Origin of the sequence: Paenibacillus sp. JNUCC-31 (assembly GCF_014844075.1) — a bacterium.
Taxonomy (GTDB): domain Bacteria; phylum Bacillota; class Bacilli; order Paenibacillales; family Paenibacillaceae; genus Paenibacillus.
Genome location: NZ_CP062165.1, coordinates 4,278,513 through 4,303,286, shown reverse-complemented (window position 1 = coordinate 4,303,286; position 24,774 = coordinate 4,278,513). Strand labels below are relative to the sequence as shown.

The following is a 24,774-nucleotide window of genomic DNA, read 5'->3' as shown; positions in this document are numbered from 1 at the left end:
CCTTAAGAATTACGCATGATGATGGATTCGAGCACATTCGCTACGTGTTCACAAGCATCCGTTGTCGTCTCAAGACGTTCATAGATTTCTTTGCGCTTGATCAATTCAATCGGATCAGGCACGGTAGCGAAAAGGTTCTTGATACAGTTGCGCAGCACTTCGTCACCCTGGTTTTCCAGATCGTTCAGACGAATCGTGTACTCGCGGATCGCCAGCAATTTTTTCTGAGACAGCAAATGAATGGCCTTCTGAATTTCGTAAGCCGATTGGCGCAAAATTTCAGCGAATTGAACGATATATTCGTCCGGATCAGTCAGTTGGTACATATAGAAACGGGAAGCCGTTGCTTCGAGTCCGTCCAATACGTCATCAAGTGTCGTTGTCAGTTCCATAATATCATCGCGTTCGATCGGCGTGATAAATGTTTTGTTGAGCTCTGTAATGATGGTATGAACATAATCATCACACTGGGACTCGTACTTCTTCATTTCATTGGCAAAAAGAGTCACATCCTGAAGGTTGGAAACATGTTGGGAGAAATAATCAGCCGCTTGCACGACCGTATCTGCCATGTTCTCTAGTGTCTCAAAAAATATATCCTTCTTCTTCTTAAGCTTCATAGCTCTATCCCCTTTACGAGAAATTGCCGATAACCGATGAAACATGAAATGACAACCTTTGATATCTTATCATATTTGTTTCATGGTTTGTACATAAGGCATGATCCTTTTTTATATTCTTATCACATAAATCTGAAATGAATCTTAATTATTTGGAATGACTGGAAAAATGATGATGAAATTTTACACTGCGTTTACATTTCTCTTGGAATTGGATTAATTTTGAATTTCAACATGCTCTGCAAAGTCAGGCTGATTCGGAACAATACTGATAAAGGTCTTTCCAGGAACCAGAGCAGCTTCCGTCCCATTTTGCACAAAACGAATAATATCCCCTGGTTTCTTTATCCATTGCCCATGAATGACCTTTCCCTTCTGAAACAGCATGGCTTCCCCGCCTTGTTCCAGATTCACCGACAGTCTGCCCACATTGTCGAGCACCTTATGATTCGCACCGGCGACAATAATGTTGGTCGCTCCAATCTGTTCGTCGTTGTCCATGTCCTGATCTGCCTTTCCGTTCACCAATCTCATATATCGTCCGCCAACTTCATCATAATCATACGTGACCTGGTAACTCTTCAATAAATAATGAATATCGAATCGCTTGGCCAACTCGCCAGAGGATGTAGAACCTTCTTCGTTATACGTATACACAGGAGACTTGAAATCGTGACTATAGCCCTTGGTGTCCGCACCTTCTCTCAGCTTGTCCGACGACGTGTACAGATTATGCGGTGCTTTACGATCGGAGGAACGCCAGAAATAGGGGCCACCATTCGAGATCTCATCCATATGCTGCTTTTGCTGCTTTTGCAAAATGGAATATGCATCCGGGCTGCCGCCTGCATGAACTAATACACCATCGTAACTCTCACCAAGCTCGATCAGATATGGACGGATACTGCGCACAGGTCCGACCGTCTCTGATCCGCCTTCACTCTGGAAGATCGCAATAAAACGGGTAATGCCTCCCTCTGCGAGTACTTCGATAATAATGTCAGCCGCACTCAGACCTGACTGTGGCCGTGCCGCAGGAGCATTGTTAATCATGACCGCCAGTGGGCGGCGTGTAATCGCTTCATCCACAGGCAGACCTGTGAGTGGTGCTGTGTAGAGAGACGTGGCAGGCTCTTCCGTCACTTGTTCCTGTACAGGTGTTGGAACGGGTTCCGGATTCGGGTTCTGGACCATCTCCTTGTTCTGACAAGCCACCAGACTCATAGCCAGAATGAACATCGACGCCGCTGACGTCGTTTTGTTCCATTTCCATTGCTTCAATATATGTACCTCCTGAACGATTTGGCTGAAATCTAGGCTGTAGTTGCTCTTATGAGGTGACCATTTCACGTATTTCTTTCCATTTAATCACACACTGCATCATTTGTCTTCGATTAAGGGAGCATTTTGTACCCTGTATTTTACGTTTGAAACTTCAGGCAAGCTGAAAATAAGTCCTAAATGTGAACTTCTCAAACCTTACTTAAAATTTGAACTAGATTGTGATAATAATCACAAACAAGATGACTTTTGAACTATACAATAAAGACATCAAAGGTGATCACTTAGAAAAACAAAAACAACACACACTAAATTCCATGAAGGAGTGGTTTATATGTTCAGCTTCAACCAATGGCTTAGAGAAAACAAAGTGGCAATGTGGATTTTGACAGTACTTCGGGTGTATATCGGTTACGACTGGATGACACACGGCTGGGGCAAACTGACAGGCGGATTTGAAGCAGGTGGATTCCTTGCAGGAGCTGTAGAAAAAGCAACGGGCGATCATCCGGCAGTTCAAGCTTGGTGGGCAACCTTCCTTGAGAAATTCGCAGTACCAAATGCAGGACTGTTCGACTTCGTCATCCCTCTCGGTGAGTTCCTTGTAGGTTTGGGTCTCATTCTTGGATGCTTCACAACACTGGCAGCATTGATGGCCATGGTCATGAACTTCGCGTTCCTCTTCTCGGGAACCGTAAGCACGAATGCTCAACTGGTTCTAATGGAAATCTTCCTTGTGGTCGCTGGAGCAAACGCTGGTAAAATCGGTCTGGATCGTTGGGTACTGCCTTACCTCCGCGGATTGTTCACTCGCAATAAAGGCAGCCAGCCTAAAGACACACCAACGATAAGCCCTACGCATAAAACAGCTTAATCATTCGACTAAATAACTTGGTCCTGCTCTCCTCCCCCTGGAGAGCAGGACTTTTTTCTTCCTTTCATAAGCCTATGTATTCAGTCTCGCTTGCTCATTCACAGAAACACGTATTATGATGAACATAGCGATTGATTATAACTAAAGGAGTACGTGACATGCCAACCCAGCGCCGTCTTGAAACCGATGCCGACTTCCAGGAAGCCATGGAAATGAAGCATAAGGTTCGTGTTTTTAAAGATAACCACCAGATCAATTCCGGTGGCGTCATTATTCGGTTTGACCATAACACGGTTGTCGTGCAGTCCAGTGTTAGTGAACTGGCTTATCATTCGCGTACAGCATGTGAGCTCTTCGAGATTCGCAAGTAATTAACGTATTGTATTAGGAGTTTTCCAAGTTAGAAAAAGGTTCCTGTAGCCCACCAAGCTGGCTGCAGAAACCTTTTTGTCTTGCTGTTCAACTAAACGTCTGTCTTTCTTGCAGAATGACAAGCAGATTAGCAAAATTACACCCACAGACCGTTTACGTTCTGTTGTCTGCTCCAAGTTATGCGCCGTCACCAAACTGCCAACAGTTCAAACTGAGCGTACCGTAAGGATACGACTGAAATAGACGTTTTGCAGATCGCGACATATCCGCTGTACCCATGGCATAGAACAAGGGTGCAATGTGCTCCGTTCCATACGATGGAACAGCCGTGCGGGCATGGGGTGCCTTTTTGTCATATTGAAACAGCTCTCTCGTATTCCACTGCGTGAGCCGCTCGCCAATCCAGTTGTCGAACTCAACCGCCCATTCTTGCGGTTCGTCGTCACTACCAAGCAAGCGCAGATTATGGACCGTTCCGCCGCTGCCAAGGATCAGCACATCATCATGGCGCAGCTGCTCCAGCATCCGGCCTATATCATACTGTTCCTGCGGGGAGCGCAGCGAATCCACGGATAACGCTATTACCGGAATCTGGGCCTCTGGATACATGTGTAACAGCGGTACCCATACCCCATGATCCAGACCACGGCCTCGGATCGGTTGATGCGGAAGATTACTCCGGGTGAACAAAGCGCAGATTTCATTCGCAATATCTGGTTGGCCAGGTGCAGGGTAATCCATTGTATACATATTAGATGGAAATCCGTAAAAATCATGCAAAGTCTGATGTGTATCATCCATTGTGACGGACGGTTCGGGACAATCCCAATGCGCCGTAAATACAACAATGGCTTTCGGAGCCGGCAGCCTGTCTCCAAGCTGTTTCAAGAAGTGAGTGTAGTCATTGCTCTCCACCGCCAGTGCGGGAGAACCATGCGCAATGAAAAATGCGGGTAATGTCATTGCTGCCAACCTCCAGACACGATAGGATGCTTACCTCTTCTATTTTACCCCGAAGAAGGCGCTTTTCCAAGCAGACATCCCAATCTGTTGGCATTCGGACGCCATGTTGCCATTTAGATCGATCATGTTGTCCCTGTGATGTTCCAGCGGCACCCAAAGACTCCACCCATATCGCTCTTAGATCATCCAGTGCTGCCAATCCTGTTCAATCTTCTGACGCTCTCCGAGCCATTCTCTCGTCCGGGTAATCAGTTGTTCCCGCTCTTTACCAGAAGAGAAGGTATGATCACCCTGGAAAATAATCTCCTTGTCGCAGCGTCCTTCCTGACGCATCCAGAGTACCTTCTGATACAGGAATGCGTAATCTACAGGAATAATCTCATCCGATGTTCCATGTACTACCAGAACATCCCCGTTGAACTTAACGGCTTCCTGGAATGGCTGATGCTCAGCGAGTGACTCAAAAAATGCTGGCGTGAACTTATAACCGAGATAATCGGCAGAACCCTGTTTCACCCCTTCATCGTAAACTTCCCTTCCTGTAATCTTCACGATGTCATTGAATGGATAACCCACGGACGACCACATCACCAGGTTTTTGACACGTTTGTCTCGAACAGCGGTAAGCAGGGCCACGGCGCCGCCCAGACTATGACCGATTAACGTTACACGGGTTGGATCTACATCACTGCAATTCACAGCGTAATCCAACACGGAGCGTGTCTGAAGAATCATGGACTCCAGTCCCTCTGCGCCATATTCACCACTGCTCTCCCCGCAGCCAATGTAATCAAAGCGCAGAACCAGATACCCATCTTCGGCCAACTCACGAGCAGTTTTTACAAACAGACGATCTACACCGATCCGGCTTCCTACAAAGCCATGACAAATGACAGCCAGAGGTACACGCTTCTGTTGATTCTCCTCCTTGATGTCTTTCACAACCGGATAATGAATCGTAGCTGTTAATTCCTCCTGCCCATGACGAATACTGATCTGACGCTCCATGTTCATTTCCCCTTTCCATTCTTCCCTGCTCTTGTTCATTTTTTTAATTATCTATAAATCCGATAAGTTTAATGTGTATTAAGATGATATTAGTATATTATCATCCTGTGATCCTCAAGTCAACGTGAGGAAATGTCCTTTTCCAAGAGGCTGCTTGTCCACATTTTATCGGGATATCCCAAAAAAAATGAGCCATGCTGACAGCAGCTGACTCGAATCATTCCTAAGCTTGTATATAAGTGAGACAGGCGAATAACTTGCGCGCCGAGCCTCTTGTCGAAGGTGGCCTGATAGCACTTGTATTGGGAACTTAATATGTGTCGTGACAGCTATTCGTAGCTCCGTCGGAACATCTCATGGGTCTCCACCCGTCCCTGCCAATCCTGTTCATGTGCCGAGTTAGAGCCTTCCCAGAAGCTTCCTGACGGAAAGGTGCCTTCAGTGTATTCTTCGGCATATTCAGTATCTTCCAACGTCTCTTCCATAGGCACAACCTCATCCGTAACTCCACGAGAATTACTGTTTAACAGCAGCTTCCTGGTTAATTGTTCCGTTTGTTGATCCATATCTGGCACACTCCAATCCCTGGTTTCTGTTGGAAATGCTACTATTGTGGTGGAATCGGCTGCACTTTATTCATGCTTCACACAATCGTTGGAAATGGACGGAACCCTACGCATATTTACGACGAGCCAAGGGGAACATAGACCATATATCACAGGCAACATTTGCCTTTCGACTCTTCCGGTGAAAGGATTGAACTCATGGAACACATCTTGGAATGGATTCGCAATCACGGAAAACTGGTGCTGCTGTGCACCTGTGTCATTCTGGCCTTTGCAGGGCTATGGGCGAATCACAAACAGTTGTTTTATAAGGAATGACTTTGCGAAACGAGAGCCCTTCCCGTATACTAAAATACCGTCAGGGTCTCCAGATCGCCGGGGATCAGAACGTGTGTAGACAGGGGGAGCAATCATTGGGAATTTCCTATAAAAAGTTGAAAGAAATACAGAATCGCCAAATGACCGAAATGAGTAAAATGACGCCTGAAAATGTAAAGCTGTTCGACCAGATCAGCACCATTGCGCGCCATGCACCTGCTGACGAGAGAACGCAGGAAGAATGGATTCTCTATGCAGGAAAAGCCATCGTACAAGCTCAGCGTGAGGGACAGCCTGCTCGTGAATTATACGGGCCTGATCTGGAACAGGATATCCATTCGCGGCTTGGTGTTGATGAGCATACACAGGATGCCACTGCTGGCCATTCCAAGGTTCAACCATCCGGAGCTTCAAGTACAGCTGCATCCGGCAGCCGGAACAAATCGAATACACAAAATACTTCCGCCAAGAAAAAAGAATCAGCGGATGAAACCGAATCCTCGGAGACACCGGAGCAGGTCAGACGCACGCCCAAGTGGTATGCCATGATTTCCTGGGCTGCTTTGTCTTTTGTCATGCTGATTCAGGGTGGGGCAGGGCTATTTGTCGGCTGGACAGGTGGAGATACGGAACCTTTTAACCATATCAGCCTGTTCTCGCTAATCGTAGCGGCGGTTGGCGGAATTGCATTGGTAGAAATGCTTCGTCGTCTCGCTGAGCGGCCTGACGATCACGGAGCAGACAAGACTTCCAGACCGCAAATCAACCTTCGCGGAATCGTCATTTATATCGTCATCGTTGTGCTGGTCTTGTTTGTAGGTTATCCGCTGCGTGACAGACTTCCCGTATTTACACTGGCTCCATGGATAAGTCTAGTAATCGGGATTGTGGGATTGGCGACATTGAGACCACTCTTCGGACAGCGGAAAGCGTAAGGATTGCCCTTTGTTGAGCAGCATCATTGGGTATATCACAACGGAATATGGTATGTGAAAAGGAAGTAACGACATTCGGTGAGAGGATAGAATATCGAGTGTCAAAAAAGGAGCCATTATGGTAATGGCCCCTACCTCCCCGGCTGTCGAGAAAGTCTCGACAGCTATTTTGATTTCCATCCACTCCAGAAAAAGGACTGGCCTTGTCGTACTTCAGAACGAATGATCCCCTGCGAACGTAGAGTCTTCCTCCATTGCTTTATTTGGTTAATGGATTTTATAGCATCACAGAAAAGTTTCCTACTCGCTGTTACGTACGCATTTTATTGTTAACTTTCATGAATTATGATAGAAAAAGCTCCCTTCCAGTTTAGAAAGGGAGCCATATTCTTATTGTGATTAGTTCCTACCATTCAATTTAGATCTGTGGTGTATTCCCACTGCTCTGAGAAGGATCAGCAGTTGGATTTGTAGCTTGACCTGGATCTTGAACAGGTGCAACAGGCTTAGCTAATTCCAGTTTGACTGTTCTTGATACAGCGGAAAGAGCATTACTATATGTCGTTGGATTTGCGGCTACAGACAAGATATACACTTTGTAATCATTGCCAATGGCAATATCGGTACCTGTGGAATCTTTTGTTCCTAGTGTCAGGTTGATTTCCCCCGACGCAAGTTCTCCCGGAGTAATTACTCTATAGACTGCCGAGGCTGCTGAGGCTACATTCAAATTATCTGATCCTTTAACAATAAAAAGTCGATATTGGGATATTCCAGCTTCATCCGATGGTTTACTAAATAATATCTTATAACTGACATCCGTGGTCGAGCTAGTATTTTTTAAGTCGCTTATAGTTGCGGTTTTGACTTCAGTGACTGGCGCAAGAATACTGAACTCATTGGAAGCAGCGGACAGATTGGAAGCGCGCGAGCCGCTGTCTGATACGGATAACACAAAGACCCGATATTTTTGACCTACAACAAGTGACTTGTTATTAATATCCCGATGACCATTATTCAGGACGACAGGACCGGCAGCATCATTTTTGTTGATATCAATGTTCGAAGAAATTCCCAGTGCAGAAGCCGTATTAAAACCACTTACCTGGTTTGCTGGTACAACAAATGCTCTGTAACCGGCAATTCCATTTTCACTGGAAGCTTTATTGAAACTTATCGTTACATCCGATGCATCTCCCGCTTGCCCCTGACTTTTCACGGTTACGTTCACGTTGCTCGCTGCTGACACAGCGGTATTGGAAGCTAATGTGATCGTTCCCGAGCCCGAAGACAATGCATTGGCAAGAGAGCCGTTATTATTCACTGCCATCACATATACTTGGTAGGCTACTCCATTGCCAATAGTACTGTTATCCACAGTTCTAGTATTACTTGTAAGGTTAACCGTTTGGTTATTTCCATTTTTGTTTACATACGTATAATTCGCACTACCAACTGCATTAGCTGATGCCAAATTGAAGTTGGTACCCGATTTCACCACAAACACACGATAGTGATTCACATTCGTCTCATCCGTCGAACGATTGAACGTCACACGCAGATCGCTACCATTACCGTTATCCCCAATATCTGTTGCCGCCACATTGCTTGGTGCAGTCACAGCTGCATTGGCAGTCAGGGTAATCTGTGAAGAATAAGAGGACAGCGCGTTCTGACTGGAATTTCCACTTGTGCTTACCGACAGGACAAACACACGATAGTTATTGTTATTCGTAACTGTGTAACCATTGGTATCTACCATATAGTTAGGAAGAGTAAATGACTGATTTCCACCTGTCTTGTTTACCTGATAGTAATTGTTCGATGCGTTAGCCGCACTCAGCGTGAAGCTGCCTGCATTGCCGGAACGTACCACATATACCCGATACGCGGAAACGTTGGATTCATCCGAAGCTCTATTAAACGAAACGCGGAGATCCCGTCCATCGCTGTAGTCACTCACATCAGCCACCCCAATATTGCTTGCGACACCAGCATTACTATTCGTTGTCAGTCTCAACTGCGTTGACGAGGAGGACAGCGCATTGGTATATCCATTCTGCTGGTTCCCCACTGCCATAACATAGATTCGGTAGTCCTGCAGATTCGTTACGTTATAACCACTGGTGTCCTTCATGGAGGATGGCAGTGTGGTTGTAATGTTGTTGCCTGTCTTGTTCACAGTATAATACAAGCTCGAAGACAGATTGCTCGCCGTAGTCAGATTAAAGCTGCTGGATACCGAGTTGCGCACTACGAAAATTCGATAATTAGCAACCTTCGATTCATCGGATGAACGGTTAAAGCTCACCTGGATGTCACGACCATCTCCATAATCGGAATTGTCTCTCACTGACGTGATGACAGGTGCTGTTGCTGTATTTACTCCAAGCGTTAGGGAAGAAGATACCGCGGACAGTTTGTTGTCTGCTGTTGCCGCATTCGAGCTTACGGACATGATGTAGACGACATAGGATGTGCCGCTTTTGATCAGTTCCCCGGATGTGTCACGCGTAGAAGACGAGAGCTGGCTTTTGACCGTCGTGCTGTTGCCTTTGTAGATAATGGTTGAATTGGAACTGGACACATTATTCGCCGCAGTCAGATTGAAGGAAGAAGCATCTTTCGCCTTGACTACAAAAGCACGGTAATACGTAATATTGGATGTGGTACTCGGCTGTGTGAAGTTAATTTCCAGATCACGGCCGTCCCCATAGTCACTGATATCTGCGATCCGCAGGCTTGTGACAGGTTGCACCGTCGTTTTCACATTGTTATTTAGTTTCAAAGACTGGGAGGACCAGGCTAGCAGATTTTTGTAGCTATTGTTGCTGTTTCCCACCGTAAGGACATACAGACGATAGGTCTCATTGGAATTTAACAGATCCCCGTTCACGTCACGGGTCTGTGCATTAAGCGTCAATCTTGGATCAGTGCCATTTGGAGTAACGGATGTATAATTCGCAGCAGGCACAGCCGTTGCCGCAGACTCATTGAAGCTATTCACATCACGGGTTTTTACAAGCATAATACGATATGCGGATACGGCTTTCTCGGACGTTGGACGCGTGAAGCTTACGGTCAGATCACGACCATCCCCATTACTTCCGGATACAGAACCATAAATGTTCCATGCTGCATATTTCGTCTCATCCACAGGAGGTGTAGACGTTGTTTTAATATCTACCCGCTGATTACGAGAGTTCCAGAATACTTTTTCTCCAAATGCTTCACTCACAAAACGAATGGGAACCATCGTATTTCCTTTGATTGTATTCGCAGGTACATCCAATGAGATCGCTTCTCCGTTGATGTATGCTGTTTTGGAGCCCAGCTTCAGGATCACTTCCTGATCTTCCCGGCTTGCTGTAATCGTTTTGGTTTTATTCGTATACTTTACTGTGGCATCCAAGCCTTCAAAAATGGAGCGCAACGGAACCAGTACACGTCCACCTTTCATGACAGGGGCTTGTGCTGACGACAGCTCCGCACCGTTAATATATATGCTGATTCTTGCAGCTGCACCCATCACTGACGTGGGTAGTGCAGACATCAACATGGCTGATACGGCCAGTGCTGACATTACCTTTTTCACTTGACGTCCTCCCGCTTTCCTCATATCCAATATCCCCATTCTCTTCATTATTTAAGTTAATTGTATTCGTTTCTGAATTTCATTAATTCCTGTAATTTCCTGTGCACATCTAAGACGTATGAATAGGCGTAAAAGTTTCCAATCCCACAAAAAATATTTTCGCAGAAATCCCCTTCCATCATCTACCTTTGAAAGGTTAAAAATAACAGAATATTTTGTCATTATTCCGAAACAACATTCTTCCCAAATTCGTTTAATCTATAGTGAATAACAACCTATTATCTCTAAAACTACGGGAGGTCTACACGGATGACATCATCATATTTATCTGGCCAGCATAAAGGGCTACGTTTCTTCATAACTGTTGTTACCCTTACTGCAATCATTACAGCAACTGCGGTGACACCTGGAATTGCAGCTGCAGCTCCCTCAGGCCCGGATGCCAAAGTAACCACCAGCAGTTCAACCGCCATATATAAAACATTCCAATCCATGCTCCAAAAAAAGAACGGCTTGCCCGCCGCTGACACCTATCTGGAATCCAATATCAAAAAGGTAACAACGCATCACGCTACCCTGATGGTTTTGCAGTTGGAGAATGCACGCCTGAAGACTTTAACTTCGATGACGGACCGTTTGCTCGTTCCCAACGTTCAGGACAAGATGCTCAAGGCATATCAAGCGAACGACAGCTTCACTAAACTCATGAAGCGTACCCAGGACTCCGATCTGCGTGCACTGCTAAAAGAAGCCCGTGACAGCGGCTATCGTCTCGTCATGCTCGAAGGCTCCCTCTATCCCATTATGAATTATGCGGCACTCGTGAAATATACCTCTGATATTACTGAGGATATCTCAAGCTACATCTTCATCATGATGAGGGAAACGAAAAACTTGCCTGCGGATGACGGAGCTCTGATCATTGGCTATCAGGAAATTCTCGATCGAGCACGCAGCCAGGAAAGCTTCCTGGAGCTGCATCCGAAATCGAATCGGGCTAAACAGATGCAGGATCTGTTGAACAGTTATACCCTGTATACCTTTTATGGGCTGAACAATACACCGCTGTTTGATTATGAAACGAACAAAATGGTTGCCAATGCCCAAAGAGGATACAATGGTGTGTTACAGCGTCTTGCATCCGTGGATAGTGAATTCCTAACCAAGCTGGGTGCCTTTATGGATGTTGTTAAAGAAGCAAAGTATGAGAAAACAGCAGCAGTGGAGAAATGGCTTGAACAGAATGTTCCGACCGGAGATAATGCCAATTCATAATTGATTTATGGTGTTAATCATCTAAATAACTCAAAGAAACCGACACAGGATTCGCTCCCATGTCGGTTTTCTTTTGATTCTACCGTTGTATTTGTAACTCCTATACCCGGCTAACTCAAATTCAAGAACTACAGAATTGGTTTGACCATATGGTTATACTCATGTCCAGCAATTACAATCACATCATCTTTGATGTACCCTTGCCGTTCGTATAACATCAAGGCCCGTCCATTGTCACGTTCAACAATGAGGGACACCTGCGAGTGTCCAAGTTCTCGACCACGCTGCTCAAAAGCAGCCATCAATGCCTTGCCGATGCCCTGCCCCTGATATGCTTCGCTTACCGATAGAGTATCCAGATAATACTCCCCGGGACGGGTTTCTTTGACCAACGTATATTTCTCATCTGTGCTCCGACCAGGCCGATCCAGAATCGGCTGATCCAGAATGTCTGCTTCTCCGCCATCATAGGCTACCAGAATTCCAGCAACTTGCTTATCCTGCTCCATTACCGTTATATTACGATAGCTGATCCGATTGTCTTCACGCACGTAAAATTGCTGCAAAATCCCCATCGCTTTCTCATGATCTTCTTCACCAGCCAGAGCGTATGCAATATCACCGATCGCCTGATAAAGTAAAGGAATGACCTGTGCTGCATCTTCTTTGCGAGCAGGTCTCAACAGAGGCTGCGCCTCACTACGGTCCGACTTCACATGGGAGTGATTCATCAGATTAACATGTTGAACAGATTGAGATTTTTGTTCAGCTCCGTATACGCGAGGCCTTTACGATTCATTCGTTCAATCAGCGGCTGGTAATCTTCCTTGTACATCAACTCAATGCCCACCAGGGCAGGCCCATTTTCCTTATCATGCTTCTTCGTGTATTCAAAACGGGCAATGTCGTCATTCGGTCCCAATACTTCCTCGAGAAACTCACGCAAAGCTCCTGCACGCTGTGGGAAATTGACCATGAAATAATATTTCAGACCTTCGTAGATCAAGGAACGCTCCTTAATTTCCTGCATCCGGTCGATATCGTTGTTCCCGCCGCTGATTACACAAACAACGGTCTTACCCGCAATTTGCTCGCGATACTGCTCCAGCGCAGCAACCGCCAGGGAACCGGCAGGCTCTACCACAATGGCATTTTCATTATACAGCTCCAAAATGGTGGTACAGGCTTTACCTTCAGGAACCTTCACAATGTCGTCCAGCGTGCCACTACAGATATCAAAGGTCAGGTCACCCACGCGTTTTACCGCAGCACCATCCACGAATTTATCGATATCATCCAGCGTGACCACCTGTTTGCGGAACATGGCTTCACTCATGGAAGCTGCGCCAAGTGGCTCTACACCAATGATACGCGTTTCCGGACTGACCGTCTTCATATAAGTTCCGACTCCAGCAGCGAGACCGCCGCCACCGATCGTAACAAACATATAGTCCGCGTTCTCATCCAGGCTCTCCATGATTTCCATCGCCACCGTACCATTGCCTGCAATAATCTTGGGTTGGTCGAATGGATGGATAAACGTCATGCCTTGTTCATTACAGGTACGAATTGCTTCTTCATAAGCATCGTCATACGTATCGCCTGTGAGCACAACTTCAACATTATTTCCACCAAACCGACGTACCTGTTTCACTTTTTGGTTAGGCGTCGTGCTCGGCATAAAGATTTTGCCGTGGATGCCCAAAGCATTACAGGAAAAAGCAACGCCTTGTGCATGGTTTCCTGCGCTCGCACAGACAATGCCTTTCTCCATCTCTGCTGGAGTCAGACTACGAATCATGTTGTATGCACCACGTATTTTGAACGAACGTACCACTTGCAAGTCTTCCCGTTTGAGGTATACATTACAGTTATATTTGGCCGACAATACAGCGTCCCGCTGCAGCGGTGTTCTTACAATGACTTCACGCAGCACATGATGTGCGCGCACGATATCTTCCATGCCAACACTGGCACGGCCGGGATTTGTAGTTCCCGTTGGTTCTTGTTCCACTGGTTTCATCTCTTCTCCACACTCCGCTTATCTTGGTTGGCAATGCAAGCATTGCTTTTTCTTTTATTGTATCACTTTTGTTCTTTCCTTGCGCCAGTTCATCTTCCCCGCTTGATTACACGCTTAGTCATCACAAACCGATCTAATTGAAAATGATTATCAATTACTTGATTATAAATTATTCCACCCTTTAGGACAAGGCGTATTAAACGTTGGCAATGTAATGTAGCCTTATTAATCATCTTCCAGATCAACATCTCGGCCCGAGAAGCACATCAGTAAAAATGCCAAAAAAGGGTGTCCCCGTCATTTTCATGACTATGGGACACCCCTTTTAAAGAAGTATTTAGAGCCTCCAGGGAGATTTATCCCTGAGTTTTAAACCATGCCGCCGCAGCTTCCGCCTCGGTACGGGTCAGCTGATGGCCCTGACGCTCCCAGTGCATGTGCACGGCTGCGCCTGCTCCACTCAGAAGTGAAGCGAGTTCTTCTGTCTCACGTTTCGGCACAATCGGATCGTTCTCTCCAGCGCCGATAAATACAGGCAGACCTTTCAGGTCTGGCATTTCGAGACCGCGCAGGGGTACCATCGGATGGTGCAGAATCGCCCCTTTGAATACGTCAGCTTGATGGAAGATCAGACTCGCGGCGATGTTAGCACCGTTGGAATAGCCCAGGGCATAGACATTCGCACGATCAAAACCATACTCCACAGCTGCTGCATCCACAAAAGAACCTAATTCCGCTGTCCGTGCAACGAGATCCTCTTCGTCAAACACCCCTTCCGCCAGACGGCGGAAGAATCGGGGCATCCCGTTCTCGGAGACGTTACCACGTACCCCCAGAATACCTGCTCCTGGTGCAATCATCTCGGCCAGACCTACCAGATCATTCTCCGTTCCACCTGTCCCATGCAGCAACAAAATTGTAGGGGCATCCGGCTGAGAACCTGCTTTATAAATATGTTTCATTGTATTGGTAGTAGTCATGATTTGGACTCTCCTTTCCATTCACGTACTTGAATAGGTGGCAACATCTGTTCAATCTGCTCACGCTGTGGTTCATACCATTCAGGCAGCATCAGTTTCTGTCCCATGCTCTCCTGTGGTTCATCCCGTGCAAATCCCGGAGGATCCGTAGCCAGTTCAAACAGTATACCTCCCGGTTCCCGGAAATACACAGCGTTGAAGTACTGGCGGTCAATGACCGGTGTTGGATGGTATCCGGCTTTTTGAAGATCCTGCTGCATTTGTTCATGCTCAACATAGTCTTTCGCACGCCATGCAATATGGTGAACCGTACCTGCTCCGCCAATGCCCCGCTGGATTCCAGTCGATTGAATGTCGATCAGTTGACCGATGTCACCAGTCGCCTGCAAGCGAATGATTCCATCCTCTTCTCCAACCTGCTCCAGACCAAGCATCGTTGTCAGTACATCCATTGTTTTGTCGGGTACATGGCTGAATAATACAGCTCCACCAAAACCTTTGATCGCATGTTCAGACGGTACACCATTGAATGCCCACTGACTTGGCTGACCTCCTTCGCGCTCGACCAATTCGAGCAACAGACCGCCTTTATCGAAGAAGCGAATGTACTGCTCGCCAAATCGTGTTTTATTTTCAAACGGGATATTGAAGGAAGTCAGACGTTCTTTCCAGAATGACAGGCTGCCCATTGGAATCGCATATACGGTTACGCCGGTCTGTCCTGAGCCGATGACACCTCTTCTTGCATTTTGCTGTGGGAAGAACGTGATAATGGTGCCCGGTGCCCCATCCTCATTGCCATAATACAGATGGTACACATCCGGTGCATCGAAATTAATTGTTTTTTTCACCAGTCTCAGTGCCAATACACCTGCGTAAAAATCAACATTTTTCTGTGCGTCATCTACAAAAGCCGTAACGTGATGGATTCCTGAAGTTCTGAACATAATCTCCACTCCCTTAGTTTTAATTGTATCATTGTTATATTTAGCAGTTTGTTATGCATTGCCTTTTTGTTATTTATCTTTAAATTAAGATTCTTTAAATTTATATTAATCTATCTGCCGACATTATGCAAGCTTTTGTTTTAAAATTAAGACATTGTTACTCTTTTAACTTGCTTAACCATGGCTTGGGCTATTTTCAGGAACAAAAAACAGGTTCCCGATCACTCGGAAACCCGTCTTTCTTTGTACCTTATTTGGACGCTTTCTAGGTTAATTTCAATCGCTTTGGCGGTTGAACCAGATCTTTGCCATCATACTCATCCTTGATATCTCCAACAATTTCTTCAAGGATATCCTCCATTGTAACCAGGCCAACCGTAGCTCCCTCCGCATTATGAACCGTTGCGATATGGGAACGACTTTGCTGCATCTGGATCAAGACATCCTTTATTGGAGATAACTCCGAAAATCTCAACATGTCATGTACAAACGTATCCATGTTGAATGCACGGCCTGCGGCAACACTTGTCAGCATCTCTTTTGTATGAATAAATCCAACGAAGTGATCCTGATTTCCTTTTTCGATCACAGGGAAGCGTGTATACTCATGCTGCTTTAAAACCTCAATCATACGATTCAGCGGCATTTCTTTGTCCAGCGTCACAATTTTTTCTTTGCGGATCATAATCTCCTGAAGCAGACGCTCATCAAAAGCAAAAATGTTCTTCAGATAGTCAAGCTCCGTCTGATTGATCTCCCCGCTCTCATAACTCTGCGCCATGATCAGCTTCAATTCCTCTTCAGAGTGAACCGTATCGTGACCGGCAGGCTTTATACCGAATATGCCAAGCAATAGACGGGCAGCCCCATTCAGCGCGTAGATGAACGGATTCATGATTTTGCCAAACCAGTACAGCGGTGGTGCCAGCATAAGCGTCATCTTCTCGGCAAACTGAATCGCCAATGTTTTTGGTGCCAATTCACCAATTACGACATGCAGGAACGTGATGATCGCGAGGGCAATTCCGTAAGAGAGTACTGTAGACAAGGCTGCTGGCACTTCCAGTCGCTCAAACAGTGGATGCAGCATTTTCTCAACGGTAGGTTCACCCAATGCACCCAATACGAGAGCCGTGATTGTGATACCCAATTGACAAGCAGATAGATAATAATCCAGATTGTGAGCCACTTTTTTGGCCAACACCGCTTTTTTGTTCCCTTCCAGGATCAGCTGATCGATTCGGGACATCCGTACTTTCAGAATTGCAAATTCCGCTCCAACGAAAAAGGCGGTCAGGCCTATAAATACGGCTACTAAAAATAAGTTCAAGGCTATTATTCCGTCCAATGATTTCCCTCAGGTTGAGGGATTCACCTCCAATAAAATTTAAAATAAGGTTGCACGAGTGACGTTGCCAAATAAATCCTGAGAACAGTAGCCAATTGTGTAGTCAAACCAAGATTACAGCCCTGATCGAACCAAAATCACGCCAGGTCACTGGCTGTTTCCTCAACCTCAGCACCGTTTACACGTTCAAGCAGTACCTGCTTAATGTGAAAATTCTCTGCGTCCACAACGGTCCAGACGTAATCACCGTGTTCTACCGTATCTCCTTTTTCCACACCGACACCCTTCTGGAATTGAATCCATCCGGCCACGGTATCCATCTCTTCATTGCCTTCAAAAACAAGCCCAAACTGCCGCTCCAGCTCATCCAGAAGCACCCGGCCGTTAATGAGATACTGGTTCTCTCCAGTCTCCTGAATGTCAGCAACTTCATCGGCATCGAACTCATCCCGAATTTCACCCACGAGTTCTTCCAAAATATCTTCCATCGTCAGAATACCTGCTGTACCGCCATATTCATCCACAACAACAGCCATATGGACTCGCTCTTGCTGCATCTTGATCATGGCATCCTGGATACGTGTAACTTCGGATACGAACGGAATCTCGCGCACGAATTCGCTCAGTTGATGTGCCCGGGTAGCAACCATGTCCGGCAAAATCTTTTTCACATTCACCACACCGACAATACGGTCCTTGTCTCCATCCTCGATGACGGGATAACGTGAATAATTATGTTCATCCAGTATCGGAATAATATCGTCATAGGTCATATTCTGATTCAGTGTCACAAGCTCCGTCCTCGGAACCATGATATCTTTGGCATCCCGTTCATCGAATACAAATACATTTTCCAGATACGAAAGCTTGGTCTTGTTGTCCTCGTCCCCTTCGTAACTCTGGTTCATGATGATCTTGATCTCATCCTCCGAGTAGGCTTGATCATGCCCGGCAGGTTTAACGCCGAATCCCCGCAGAAGGACACGTGACGCTCCATTCAGCGCCCAGATGAACGGATACATGATTTTTCCGAACCAGTACAGTGACGGCGAGAGCAACAGCGTCAATTTTTCCGAAAATTGAATTGCCATCGTTTTGGGAGCCATCTCACCAACAACAACGTGCAGGAACGTGACGAGTATAAACGCGATCGCATACGATGCAACAGACGAGATGGAAGCAGATACGTTAAGGTAATCAAATACAGGATACAGTAGCCTTTCAACCGTTGGTTTACCGAGCGCTCCCAATCCAAGGGCAGTGACGGTAATACCAAGTTGACAGGCTGACAGATAGTAATCCAGATCCGACACTACTTTTTTCGCCAAAACAGCCTTCTTATTGCCTTCCGCAACAAGCTGATCTATTCGTGACGTACGAATCTTGACCACAGCGAATTCGGATGCAACGAAAAATGCGGTCAACGCAATCAAAATAATGAGTAATACAATATTCAATATGGTAATTATGTCCAATGATTTCCCCGCTTCTCAGGGATTCACCTCCAGAGATAGTTACAGCGTGAGTCGTTAACTTGGTTAACCATTCAACCGCTGATTTTCGTTCAAACACGGCGTATGCCTTATATAAAATCGATCTGATCTTAACGTTTGTATAAGTTGTACTCTGACCTTGTAAAATTGCAAAACAGGAATTCAGGATGAAGTCAATCAACTTAGAAACTACTTCACTAAAAACAGGGTTGCCCCTCATGCTGTCATGGTTTCCCGATTTACTCCACCAAAATTCTCCATTTGGACAGTTTACAATATCGCCTTCCCAATAGATATCCACCTCCCCTCTTGTTCATCCCTGTTTCAGAAAAGTATAACATGATCTGCGCCAAACCATCCAGTTGCACGTTATGGTTTGGAATATGGATTCTAAAACGTGTTCACAAAATAAACTTTTATGTACGTGGTCTTGCTTTGTATCGTGCCTACAGTTAATTCATGTGATATTGTTCACATGTATAGTATAGACCCGTTTATAGAAAAACTACCCCTTACTTTAGTGGATTAAACCTGCTCAGGACCTTTAATTTACACCAATTCACTTTGTCGTATCCAGACTAAGATCAGTCCAGCAGTACATACCATAATCATATATACGTTGAAAAGGGCCCGCAGGATGCAAACACCTTTTTCGGTGTACATCTGCACGGACCCTCCTGTGTTACGTTATTTAATTCGAATGGGTTAAACCAAAGCTTTGGCAGCGATGTCAGAACGCTGATGTTTCCCGTCAAAACGGATTCGTTCCGCTTGCGCATAAGCTTTGTCTCTGGCTTCAGCAATATCAGAGCCAAGACCCACAACGCCCAGAATCCGCCCACCATTGGTGACCCATTCTCCAGCTTCATTGCGTGCCGTTCCAGCATGGAATACTACGGCTTCATCAACTTGATCCAGTCCCTCAATGGCTGCTCCCTTTGTATAAGGACCAGGATATCCCCCAGAAGCAAGCACTACACATACAGCGGCTTCGTCGCTCCACTCAATCTCAATATCAGCCAATTTCCCGTGCACGGTTGCCCAGAAAATATCGAGCAGATCACTCTTCAAACGCGGCAACACAACCTGTGTCTCGGGATCACCGAAACGTGCATTGAACTCAATCGTTTTGGGTCTGCCATCGGGAGAGATCATCAGTCCGGCAAACAACACGCCTTGGAACGGACGCCCTTCGGACACCATCGCCTTGGCTGTGGGTTTGATGATCGTCTCCACAGCTTCTTCAATGATCGAAGCCGGGATATGAGGCAATGGTGAGTACGTACCCATGCCACCTGTGTTTGGCCCCTGATCGTTATCGAATACCGGTTTATGATCCTGTGCAGCCGCCATGGGACGAACGGTCTCCCCATCGACAAAAGCCAAAATCGACATTTCCTGACCTGCCAGGAATTCTTCGATGATGACCTTGGCTCCTGCTTCCCCAAATACCTTGTCCACCATAATGCTGCGGAGTGCCTGATCAGCCTCTTCACGGGAATAAGCTACCGTCACACCTTTACCCGCTGCCAGCCCATCGGCCTTGATGACAACCGGAATAGCTTGTTCATTCAGGTATGCTTGAGCTTGTTCGTAGTTATCGAATTTTTCATAGGCCGCAGTCGGAATATTGTATTTGTGCAGCAGATCTTTCATAAACGTTTTGCTGCCCTCAATCTCTGCTGCATTACGGCGTGGTCCAAATACCGGTATGCCTGTCTTGTCAAAAGCATCCACAATGCCATCTGCAAGCGGATCATCTGGGCCAATAACAACCAGACCCACGTTAAGCTCCACGGCAAGTTCCGTCAGTTTATCGAATTCATTAACCGCAATCGGATGACACTCGGCGAGCTGTGCAATTCCTGCATTTCCCGGAGCACAATGAATCTTGCCAGCCTTCGGGCTTTTCGCCAGTGCCCATATAATTGCATGTTCCCGGCCGCCGCCGCCTACTACGAGAATATCCATTAGCGTTGTTCCCCTCCATGAATTAAGAATATATTCCGTTCTCTTGGCCAATAAACTGAAAAAGAGGGGTGTCCATATAAGTCATGAGCATGACGGAGGACACCCCTTACCAACGCATACCAGTCTAACGAATCGAGCGCATTCTATTCACACCAATTTTTTTATATAGTGGTTGATTAGTGTTTGAAGTGACGAACGCCAGTGAAAACCATAGCAATGCCGTATTCATTCGCTACTTTGATGGATTCTTCATCCTTGATGGAGCCACCTGGTTGAATAACAGCCGTAACTCCAGCTTTCGCTGCGAGTTCCAGTGTGTCGCCCATTGGGAAGAACGCATCGGATGCCAGAATGGCTCCTTTGGCTTGATCCCCTGCTTGTTCAATAGCAATTTTGGCTGCGCCGACACGATTCATTTGCCCAGCCCCTACACCTACAGTCATGTCGTTTGCTGCGAGCACGATCGCATTGGATTTCACATGCTTAACCACTTTCCAGCCAAACAACAGCTGTTTCAATTCTTCTTCGGATGGTGCACGATCTGTAACAACTTTCAACTCGCTCGCTTCGATGGAATGCACATCGCTTTGTTGCACGATCATGCCTCCGTCGATGGAAGTGACTACGAATTGGCTCTCCCGATTGCGGGCAGCGTTCAGTTCACCCGTTTTGAGCAAACGAATGTTTTTCTTTTTGGTCAGGATATCGAGTGCTTCTTGTGTAAAGTCAGGTGCCAGCACGATTTCCAGGAAGATTTCACTCAGTTTGGCTGCTGTATCGCTGTCGATAATGCGGTTCGCTGCCACGATTCCGCCAAAGATGGAAGTTGGATCTGCCGCATAGGCTTTACCATAAGCTTCATAGATGCTTTCGCCAATACCTACGCCGCAAGGATTCATATGTTTAACCGCCACAACTGCCGGTTCTTCAAATTCTTTAACGATCTGCAAGGCTGCGTTTGCATCGTTGATATTATTGTAGGACAATTCTTTGCCGTGTAACTGCTCGGCTGTTGTCAACGTATCTTGGGCTGCCAGCGGTTTGCGGTAGAATGCCGCCTGCTGGTGCGGATTTTCGCCGTAGCGCAAATCTTGAAGTTTCTCGTAAGTAACCGTCAGTCGCTCTGGCAGCGGGTCACCGTTCAGGTTGGAGAGATAATCGGAAATAACTGCATCGTAAGCCGCTGTATGGCGGAACACTTTTGCTGCAAGCCGTTTGCGTGTTTCGAGTGTGGTGTCCCCATTGCTGCGAACTTCTTCAAGCACCTTGCCATAATCTGCGGTGTCTACAACGACACTAACATAAGCATGGTTTTTAGCAGCAGAACGAAGCATAGTTGGACCACCGATATCGATGTTTTCAATCGCATCTTCATACGTTACGTCCGGCTTGGCGATGGTGTCCTGAAATGGATACAGGTTCACAACAACGAGGTCAATATAACCCAGCCCGTTCTCTTCCATTTGGCGTTTGTGCTCTTCGCTGTCACGAACAGCCAGCAAGCCACCATGAACTGCCGGATGCAATGTTTTGACACGTCCGTCCATAATCTCCGGAAATCCGGTCACATCTGAAATTCCGATGACAGGCACGCCTTCCTTCGACAAGAGGCTGCTTGTACCTCCTGTCGAAATAATCTCCACACCCATTTGCGACAGCTCGCGGCAAAAGTCCACGATACCTGTTTTATCCCATACGCTGACCAGCGCTCTTTTGATACTCACAATATGCTCCTCCTTTAATGTCCCATGGCTTCGCGTTTCATGGCGAAACACAACCGATTTATTTCCCGAGAAATATCACAAAATGCGTACCAATTTTCGACTTCTGTTATACAGTTGATAAATGGATTTTCACACTAAAACACTACGAGTCCAGAATAATCTTTCGATCGCTGTTATTCCTAGATTTTTTTGAACAATTTCTCAATGGTAAAAATCCAGTAATAAGCCTATGCTTCCGAAGTAGCTTTCTTTCAGAAAGCTTTTAGGCGAGCGCTTTGCTTCTCCAGCTTATTTCTGTCCTCTCCGTTAATGTGTGAAACAGTTTAAAACTATATCAAACCGGTTTGTTAACAGTAACATGACGTCCGTCTAATTGAACCAGACCTTGAGCGAACCAGGAAACAACCTCAGGGTATAACTGCTGTTCGGCTGCATGGATGGAACGGCTGATTGACTCAGGCGTATCCTCTGGCAGAATGGGAACCGGATGCTGGGCAATAATCGGGCCGGTATCCATACCTCCGTCTACGAAATGCACAGTCACGCCCGTCACTTTCACACCATAGTCAAGTGCCTGTCCAATCGCATCCTTGCCTGCAAATGCCGGTAGCAAGGACGGATGAATGTTAATCAACCGCCCTGCATAACGATCCACCACAACAGAAGTCAGCAATCTCATATATCCTGCAAGAACAACCAAGTCGATTTTTTTGGATTCAAGCACTTCCACGATCTCTGCCTCATAGGCTTCACGGGAAGCATAATTTTTCGGAGTAAACAGATGACAATCTACGCCTGCATCCTGTGCCCGCTGCACAACACGTGCAGACGGTTTATCACATACGAGCAGATCTACGGATGCATTCAGCCCACCGTTCCGTACTGCATCGACCAATGACTGAAAGTTAGTCCCTTCACCCGAGGCAAATACAGCTATGCGGTAGTTCGCCATTAAACATCCGCTCCCGTGAAGGTTACTCGCGCATCTCCTTCAGTAACACGGCCAATGATGTACGCTTCTTCACCAGATGATTTCAGCTGTTGCAGAGCTTCCGCTGCATCTGCTTCATTAACCACCAGGACAAGTCCAACTCCCATGTTAAATGTGGTGAACATGTCACGATTGGAAACAGATCCTTTTTGCTGCAGCAAGTTGAAGATCGGCAGGATCGGCCAAGAGCCGTAATCAATATCTACATTTACGTTGCTTGGCAACATGCGCGGAATATTCTCGATGAAGCCGCCACCTGTAATGTGAGCCATACCTTTTACTTTTACCTTTTCAAGGAGGGACAGAAGTGGTTTCACATAGATTTTCGTTGGTTCCAGCAGGGCATCACCCAATTTGCCGCCCAGTTCCGCTATGTCAGTGTGGAGATCCAGTCCCGCTTCTTCAAGCAGCAGTCGGCGTACCAACGAGAACCCGTTACTATGCACACCGCTGGAAGCCAGCCCAATTACAGTATCACCAGGAGCAATGGTTGTACCGTTGATGATCTTGGCTTTGTCCACAATTCCTACGGTAAATCCGGCAATGTCGTACTCCCCTTCGCTGTACATGCCCGGCATTTCAGCCGTTTCACCGCCGATCAATGCACAGCCGGATTGATGACAGCCTTCCGCGATACCCGCAACGATCGCTTCGATCTTCTCAGGGATGACTTTGTCACAAGCAAGGTAGTCCAGGAAAAAGAGTGGCTCTGCTCCCTGTACAACAATGTCGTTCACACACATGGCTACCGCGTCGATGCCGATCGTGTCATGACGATCCATGGCAAACGCGATTTTCAGCTTGGTTCCTACGCCGTCTGTACCGGATACGAGTACCGGCTCATCATATTTATCTTTGTTCAAACCGAACAGGGCGCCAAAGCCCCCCAGATCTGTCATCACTTCCGGACGGAAGGTACGCTTAACGTGTTTTTTCATCCGTTCAACCGCTTCATTGCCTGCCGCGATATCAACCCCGGCCTTTTTATATGCTTCTGACAAGTGGAATCAGCTCCTTTTTTTCGCCCCTCCTAAATCCTCCCGCCCGGGAGGACCCCATAGGACCTTGGCAGGCCCTCTGGACACCCGCCAAACAAGCGGTGCAGGGGTGGCTGGTATGATCTTGCTATGGTTGATTCGTGCGTGTGCTCGCTGGATTGTTCGCCGATTCCGTTGGCCACAGGCCATCGGTCAGCGCGAACCCCGCTCGGCTGCGTTGCGGGCAAGCCCGCGGAGGCAGCTGCTTCGCTCGGCTGCCCCTGCCCCTGTTGCTCCGCAAGGCGGGGCTTAAGGGCTTGGGCTATGCCCAGGGGCAGCTGCTTCGCTCGGCTGCCCTTGCCCCTGTTGCTCCGCAAGGCGGGGCTTAAGGGCTTGGGCTATGCCCAGGGGCAGCTGCTTCGCTCGGCTGCCCTTGCCCCTGTTGCTCCGCAAGGCGGGGCTTAAGGGCTTGGGCTATGCCCAGGGGCAGCTGCTTCGCTCGGCTGCCCTTGC

The 24,774-nt window shown here is 46.9% G+C and carries 21 protein-coding genes; 5 read left to right on the top strand and 16 right to left on the bottom strand.

The window, feature by feature from the left end:
• Positions 1-2: 2 nt before the first annotated feature.
• Positions 3-620: a DUF47 domain-containing protein gene (locus JNUCC31_RS18750; RefSeq protein ID WP_062327047.1), complete on the bottom strand. Its 618-nt coding sequence runs from the start codon at positions 618-620 to the stop codon at positions 3-5.
• Positions 621-836: 216 nt separating this feature from the next.
• Positions 837-1,901 (bottom strand): DUF3048 domain-containing protein, encoded by a 1,065-nt coding sequence (locus JNUCC31_RS18745; protein WP_228469091.1) that lies wholly within the window; start codon positions 1,899-1,901, stop codon positions 837-839.
• 334 nt (positions 1,902-2,235) lie between these two features.
• Here JNUCC31_RS18745 and JNUCC31_RS18740 point away from each other — a divergent pair, with 334 nt between their 5' ends.
• On the top strand, positions 2,236-2,775 hold the full coding sequence (locus JNUCC31_RS18740; RefSeq protein ID WP_192263252.1) for a DoxX family protein: 540 nt from the start codon (positions 2,236-2,238) through the stop codon (positions 2,773-2,775).
• Between the two features lie 158 nt (positions 2,776-2,933).
• Positions 2,934-3,146, top strand: a complete 213-nt coding sequence (locus tag JNUCC31_RS18735; protein WP_192263250.1) for a hypothetical protein — start codon at positions 2,934-2,936, stop codon at positions 3,144-3,146.
• 178 nt (positions 3,147-3,324) lie between these two features.
• Here JNUCC31_RS18735 and JNUCC31_RS18730 read toward each other — a convergent pair whose 3' ends face one another.
• The 3 genes from JNUCC31_RS18730 to JNUCC31_RS18720 all read right to left on the bottom strand — a co-directional run bounded on the left by JNUCC31_RS18730 (position 3,325) and on the right by JNUCC31_RS18720 (position 5,684).
• Complete coding sequence (locus JNUCC31_RS18730; protein WP_192263248.1) at positions 3,325-4,110, bottom strand: DODA-type extradiol aromatic ring-opening family dioxygenase; 786 nt, start codon at positions 4,108-4,110, stop codon at positions 3,325-3,327.
• A 177-nt stretch (positions 4,111-4,287) separates the two neighbouring features.
• The gene (locus tag JNUCC31_RS18725; protein WP_062327037.1) at positions 4,288-5,118 is read right to left on the bottom strand and encodes an alpha/beta hydrolase; all 831 of its coding nucleotides are present in this window, start codon (positions 5,116-5,118) and stop codon (positions 4,288-4,290) included.
• A 329-nt stretch (positions 5,119-5,447) separates the two neighbouring features.
• Complete coding sequence (locus JNUCC31_RS18720) at positions 5,448-5,684, bottom strand: hypothetical protein (protein ID WP_192263246.1); 237 nt, start codon at positions 5,682-5,684, stop codon at positions 5,448-5,450.
• Between the two features lie 413 nt (positions 5,685-6,097).
• Here JNUCC31_RS18720 and JNUCC31_RS18715 point away from each other — a divergent pair, with 413 nt between their 5' ends.
• Positions 6,098-6,937, top strand: coding sequence for a hypothetical protein (locus tag JNUCC31_RS18715; protein WP_192263244.1), 840 nt, complete (start codon positions 6,098-6,100; stop codon positions 6,935-6,937).
• A gap of 418 nt (positions 6,938-7,355) precedes the next feature.
• Here JNUCC31_RS18715 and JNUCC31_RS18710 read toward each other — a convergent pair whose 3' ends face one another.
• Positions 7,356-10,532, bottom strand: coding sequence for a copper amine oxidase N-terminal domain-containing protein (locus JNUCC31_RS18710; protein WP_192263242.1), 3,177 nt, complete (start codon positions 10,530-10,532; stop codon positions 7,356-7,358).
• 309 nt (positions 10,533-10,841) lie between these two features.
• Between JNUCC31_RS18710 and JNUCC31_RS18705 the strand changes: the two genes are divergently transcribed.
• Positions 10,842-11,807, top strand: a complete 966-nt coding sequence (locus JNUCC31_RS18705) for a hypothetical protein (protein ID WP_192263241.1) — start codon at positions 10,842-10,844, stop codon at positions 11,805-11,807.
• A gap of 128 nt (positions 11,808-11,935) precedes the next feature.
• Here the strand turns inward: JNUCC31_RS18705 and JNUCC31_RS18700 are convergent, their stop codons facing one another.
• From JNUCC31_RS18700 to purM, 10 genes are all read right to left on the bottom strand, one after another.
• Positions 11,936-12,538 (bottom strand): GNAT family N-acetyltransferase, encoded by a 603-nt coding sequence (locus JNUCC31_RS18700; RefSeq protein WP_192263239.1) that lies wholly within the window; start codon positions 12,536-12,538, stop codon positions 11,936-11,938.
• On the bottom strand, positions 12,538-13,830 hold the full coding sequence (gene ilvA, locus JNUCC31_RS18695) for a threonine ammonia-lyase IlvA (protein ID WP_192263236.1): 1,293 nt from the start codon (positions 13,828-13,830) through the stop codon (positions 12,538-12,540). Before ilvA ends, JNUCC31_RS18700 begins: the two co-directional genes overlap by 1 nt.
• Positions 13,831-14,186: 356 nt before the next feature.
• Positions 14,187-14,792, bottom strand: a complete 606-nt coding sequence (locus JNUCC31_RS18690) for an alpha/beta hydrolase (RefSeq protein WP_192273131.1) — start codon at positions 14,790-14,792, stop codon at positions 14,187-14,189.
• 14 nt (positions 14,793-14,806) lie between these two features.
• The gene (locus JNUCC31_RS18685; RefSeq protein ID WP_416234319.1) at positions 14,807-15,757 is read right to left on the bottom strand and encodes a ring-cleaving dioxygenase; all 951 of its coding nucleotides are present in this window, start codon (positions 15,755-15,757) and stop codon (positions 14,807-14,809) included.
• Positions 15,758-16,022: 265 nt separating this feature from the next.
• Positions 16,023-17,105 (bottom strand): hemolysin family protein, encoded by a 1,083-nt coding sequence (locus tag JNUCC31_RS18680; RefSeq protein WP_192263234.1) that lies wholly within the window; start codon positions 17,103-17,105, stop codon positions 16,023-16,025.
• Positions 17,106-17,242: 137 nt separating this feature from the next.
• Positions 17,243-18,580 carry a hemolysin family protein gene (locus JNUCC31_RS18675; protein WP_192263232.1) on the bottom strand — a complete coding sequence of 446 codons (1,338 nt, stop codon included), beginning with the start codon at positions 18,578-18,580 and terminating at the stop codon, positions 17,243-17,245.
• Between the two features lie 723 nt (positions 18,581-19,303).
• A complete protein-coding gene (gene purD / locus JNUCC31_RS18670; RefSeq protein ID WP_192263230.1) occupies positions 19,304-20,569 on the bottom strand; it encodes a phosphoribosylamine--glycine ligase in 1,266 nt (421 codons plus the stop codon).
• Between the two features lie 176 nt (positions 20,570-20,745).
• Positions 20,746-22,293, bottom strand: coding sequence for a bifunctional phosphoribosylaminoimidazolecarboxamide formyltransferase/IMP cyclohydrolase (purH, locus tag JNUCC31_RS18665; protein WP_192263228.1), 1,548 nt, complete (start codon positions 22,291-22,293; stop codon positions 20,746-20,748).
• 334 nt (positions 22,294-22,627) lie between these two features.
• Complete coding sequence (gene purN / locus JNUCC31_RS18660; protein WP_192263226.1) at positions 22,628-23,245, bottom strand: phosphoribosylglycinamide formyltransferase; 618 nt, start codon at positions 23,243-23,245, stop codon at positions 22,628-22,630.
• Positions 23,245-24,285 carry a phosphoribosylformylglycinamidine cyclo-ligase gene (gene purM, locus JNUCC31_RS18655; protein WP_192263224.1) on the bottom strand — a complete coding sequence of 347 codons (1,041 nt, stop codon included), beginning with the start codon at positions 24,283-24,285 and terminating at the stop codon, positions 23,245-23,247. The genes purN and purM overlap by 1 nt, the downstream gene beginning before the upstream one ends.
• Positions 24,286-24,349: 64 nt before the next feature.
• On the opposite strand from purM, the gene JNUCC31_RS18650 reads away from it, so the two are divergent.
• A complete protein-coding gene (locus JNUCC31_RS18650; protein ID WP_192263222.1) occupies positions 24,350-24,574 on the top strand; it encodes a hypothetical protein in 225 nt (74 codons plus the stop codon).
• Positions 24,575-24,774 lie beyond the last annotated feature (200 nt).

What these genes read in the sequence shown, in the direction of transcription:
- JNUCC31_RS18750 (WP_062327047.1), bottom strand. Translation starts at nt 620, where the DNA reads ATGAAGCTTAAGAAGAAGAAGGATATATTTTTTGAGACACTAGAGAAC.
- JNUCC31_RS18740 (WP_192263252.1), top strand. Translation starts at nt 2,236, where the DNA reads ATGTTCAGCTTCAACCAATGGCTTAGAGAAAACAAAGTGGCAATGTGG.
- JNUCC31_RS18735 (WP_192263250.1), top strand. Translation starts at nt 2,934, where the DNA reads ATGCCAACCCAGCGCCGTCTTGAAACCGATGCCGACTTCCAGGAAGCC.
- JNUCC31_RS18730 (WP_192263248.1), bottom strand. Translation starts at nt 4,110, where the DNA reads ATGACATTACCCGCATTTTTCATTGCGCATGGTTCTCCCGCACTGGCG.
- JNUCC31_RS18725 (WP_062327037.1), bottom strand. Translation starts at nt 5,118, where the DNA reads ATGGAGCGTCAGATCAGTATTCGTCATGGGCAGGAGGAATTAACAGCT.
- JNUCC31_RS18720 (WP_192263246.1), bottom strand. Translation starts at nt 5,684, where the DNA reads ATGGATCAACAAACGGAACAATTAACCAGGAAGCTGCTGTTAAACAGT.
- JNUCC31_RS18705 (WP_192263241.1), top strand. Translation starts at nt 10,842, where the DNA reads ATGACATCATCATATTTATCTGGCCAGCATAAAGGGCTACGTTTCTTC.
- JNUCC31_RS18700 (WP_192263239.1), bottom strand. Translation starts at nt 12,538, where the DNA reads ATGAATCACTCCCATGTGAAGTCGGACCGTAGTGAGGCGCAGCCTCTG.
- ilvA (WP_192263236.1), bottom strand. Translation starts at nt 13,830, where the DNA reads ATGAAACCAGTGGAACAAGAACCAACGGGAACTACAAATCCCGGCCGT.
- JNUCC31_RS18690 (WP_192273131.1), bottom strand. Translation starts at nt 14,792, where the DNA reads ATGAAACATATTTATAAAGCAGGTTCTCAGCCGGATGCCCCTACAATT.
- JNUCC31_RS18685 (WP_416234319.1), bottom strand. Translation starts at nt 15,757, where the DNA reads ATGTTCAGAACTTCAGGAATCCATCACGTTACGGCTTTTGTAGATGAC.
- purD (WP_192263230.1), bottom strand. Translation starts at nt 20,569, where the DNA reads ATGGATATTCTCGTAGTAGGCGGCGGCGGCCGGGAACATGCAATTATA.
- purN (WP_192263226.1), bottom strand. Translation starts at nt 23,245, where the DNA reads ATGGCGAACTACCGCATAGCTGTATTTGCCTCGGGTGAAGGGACTAAC.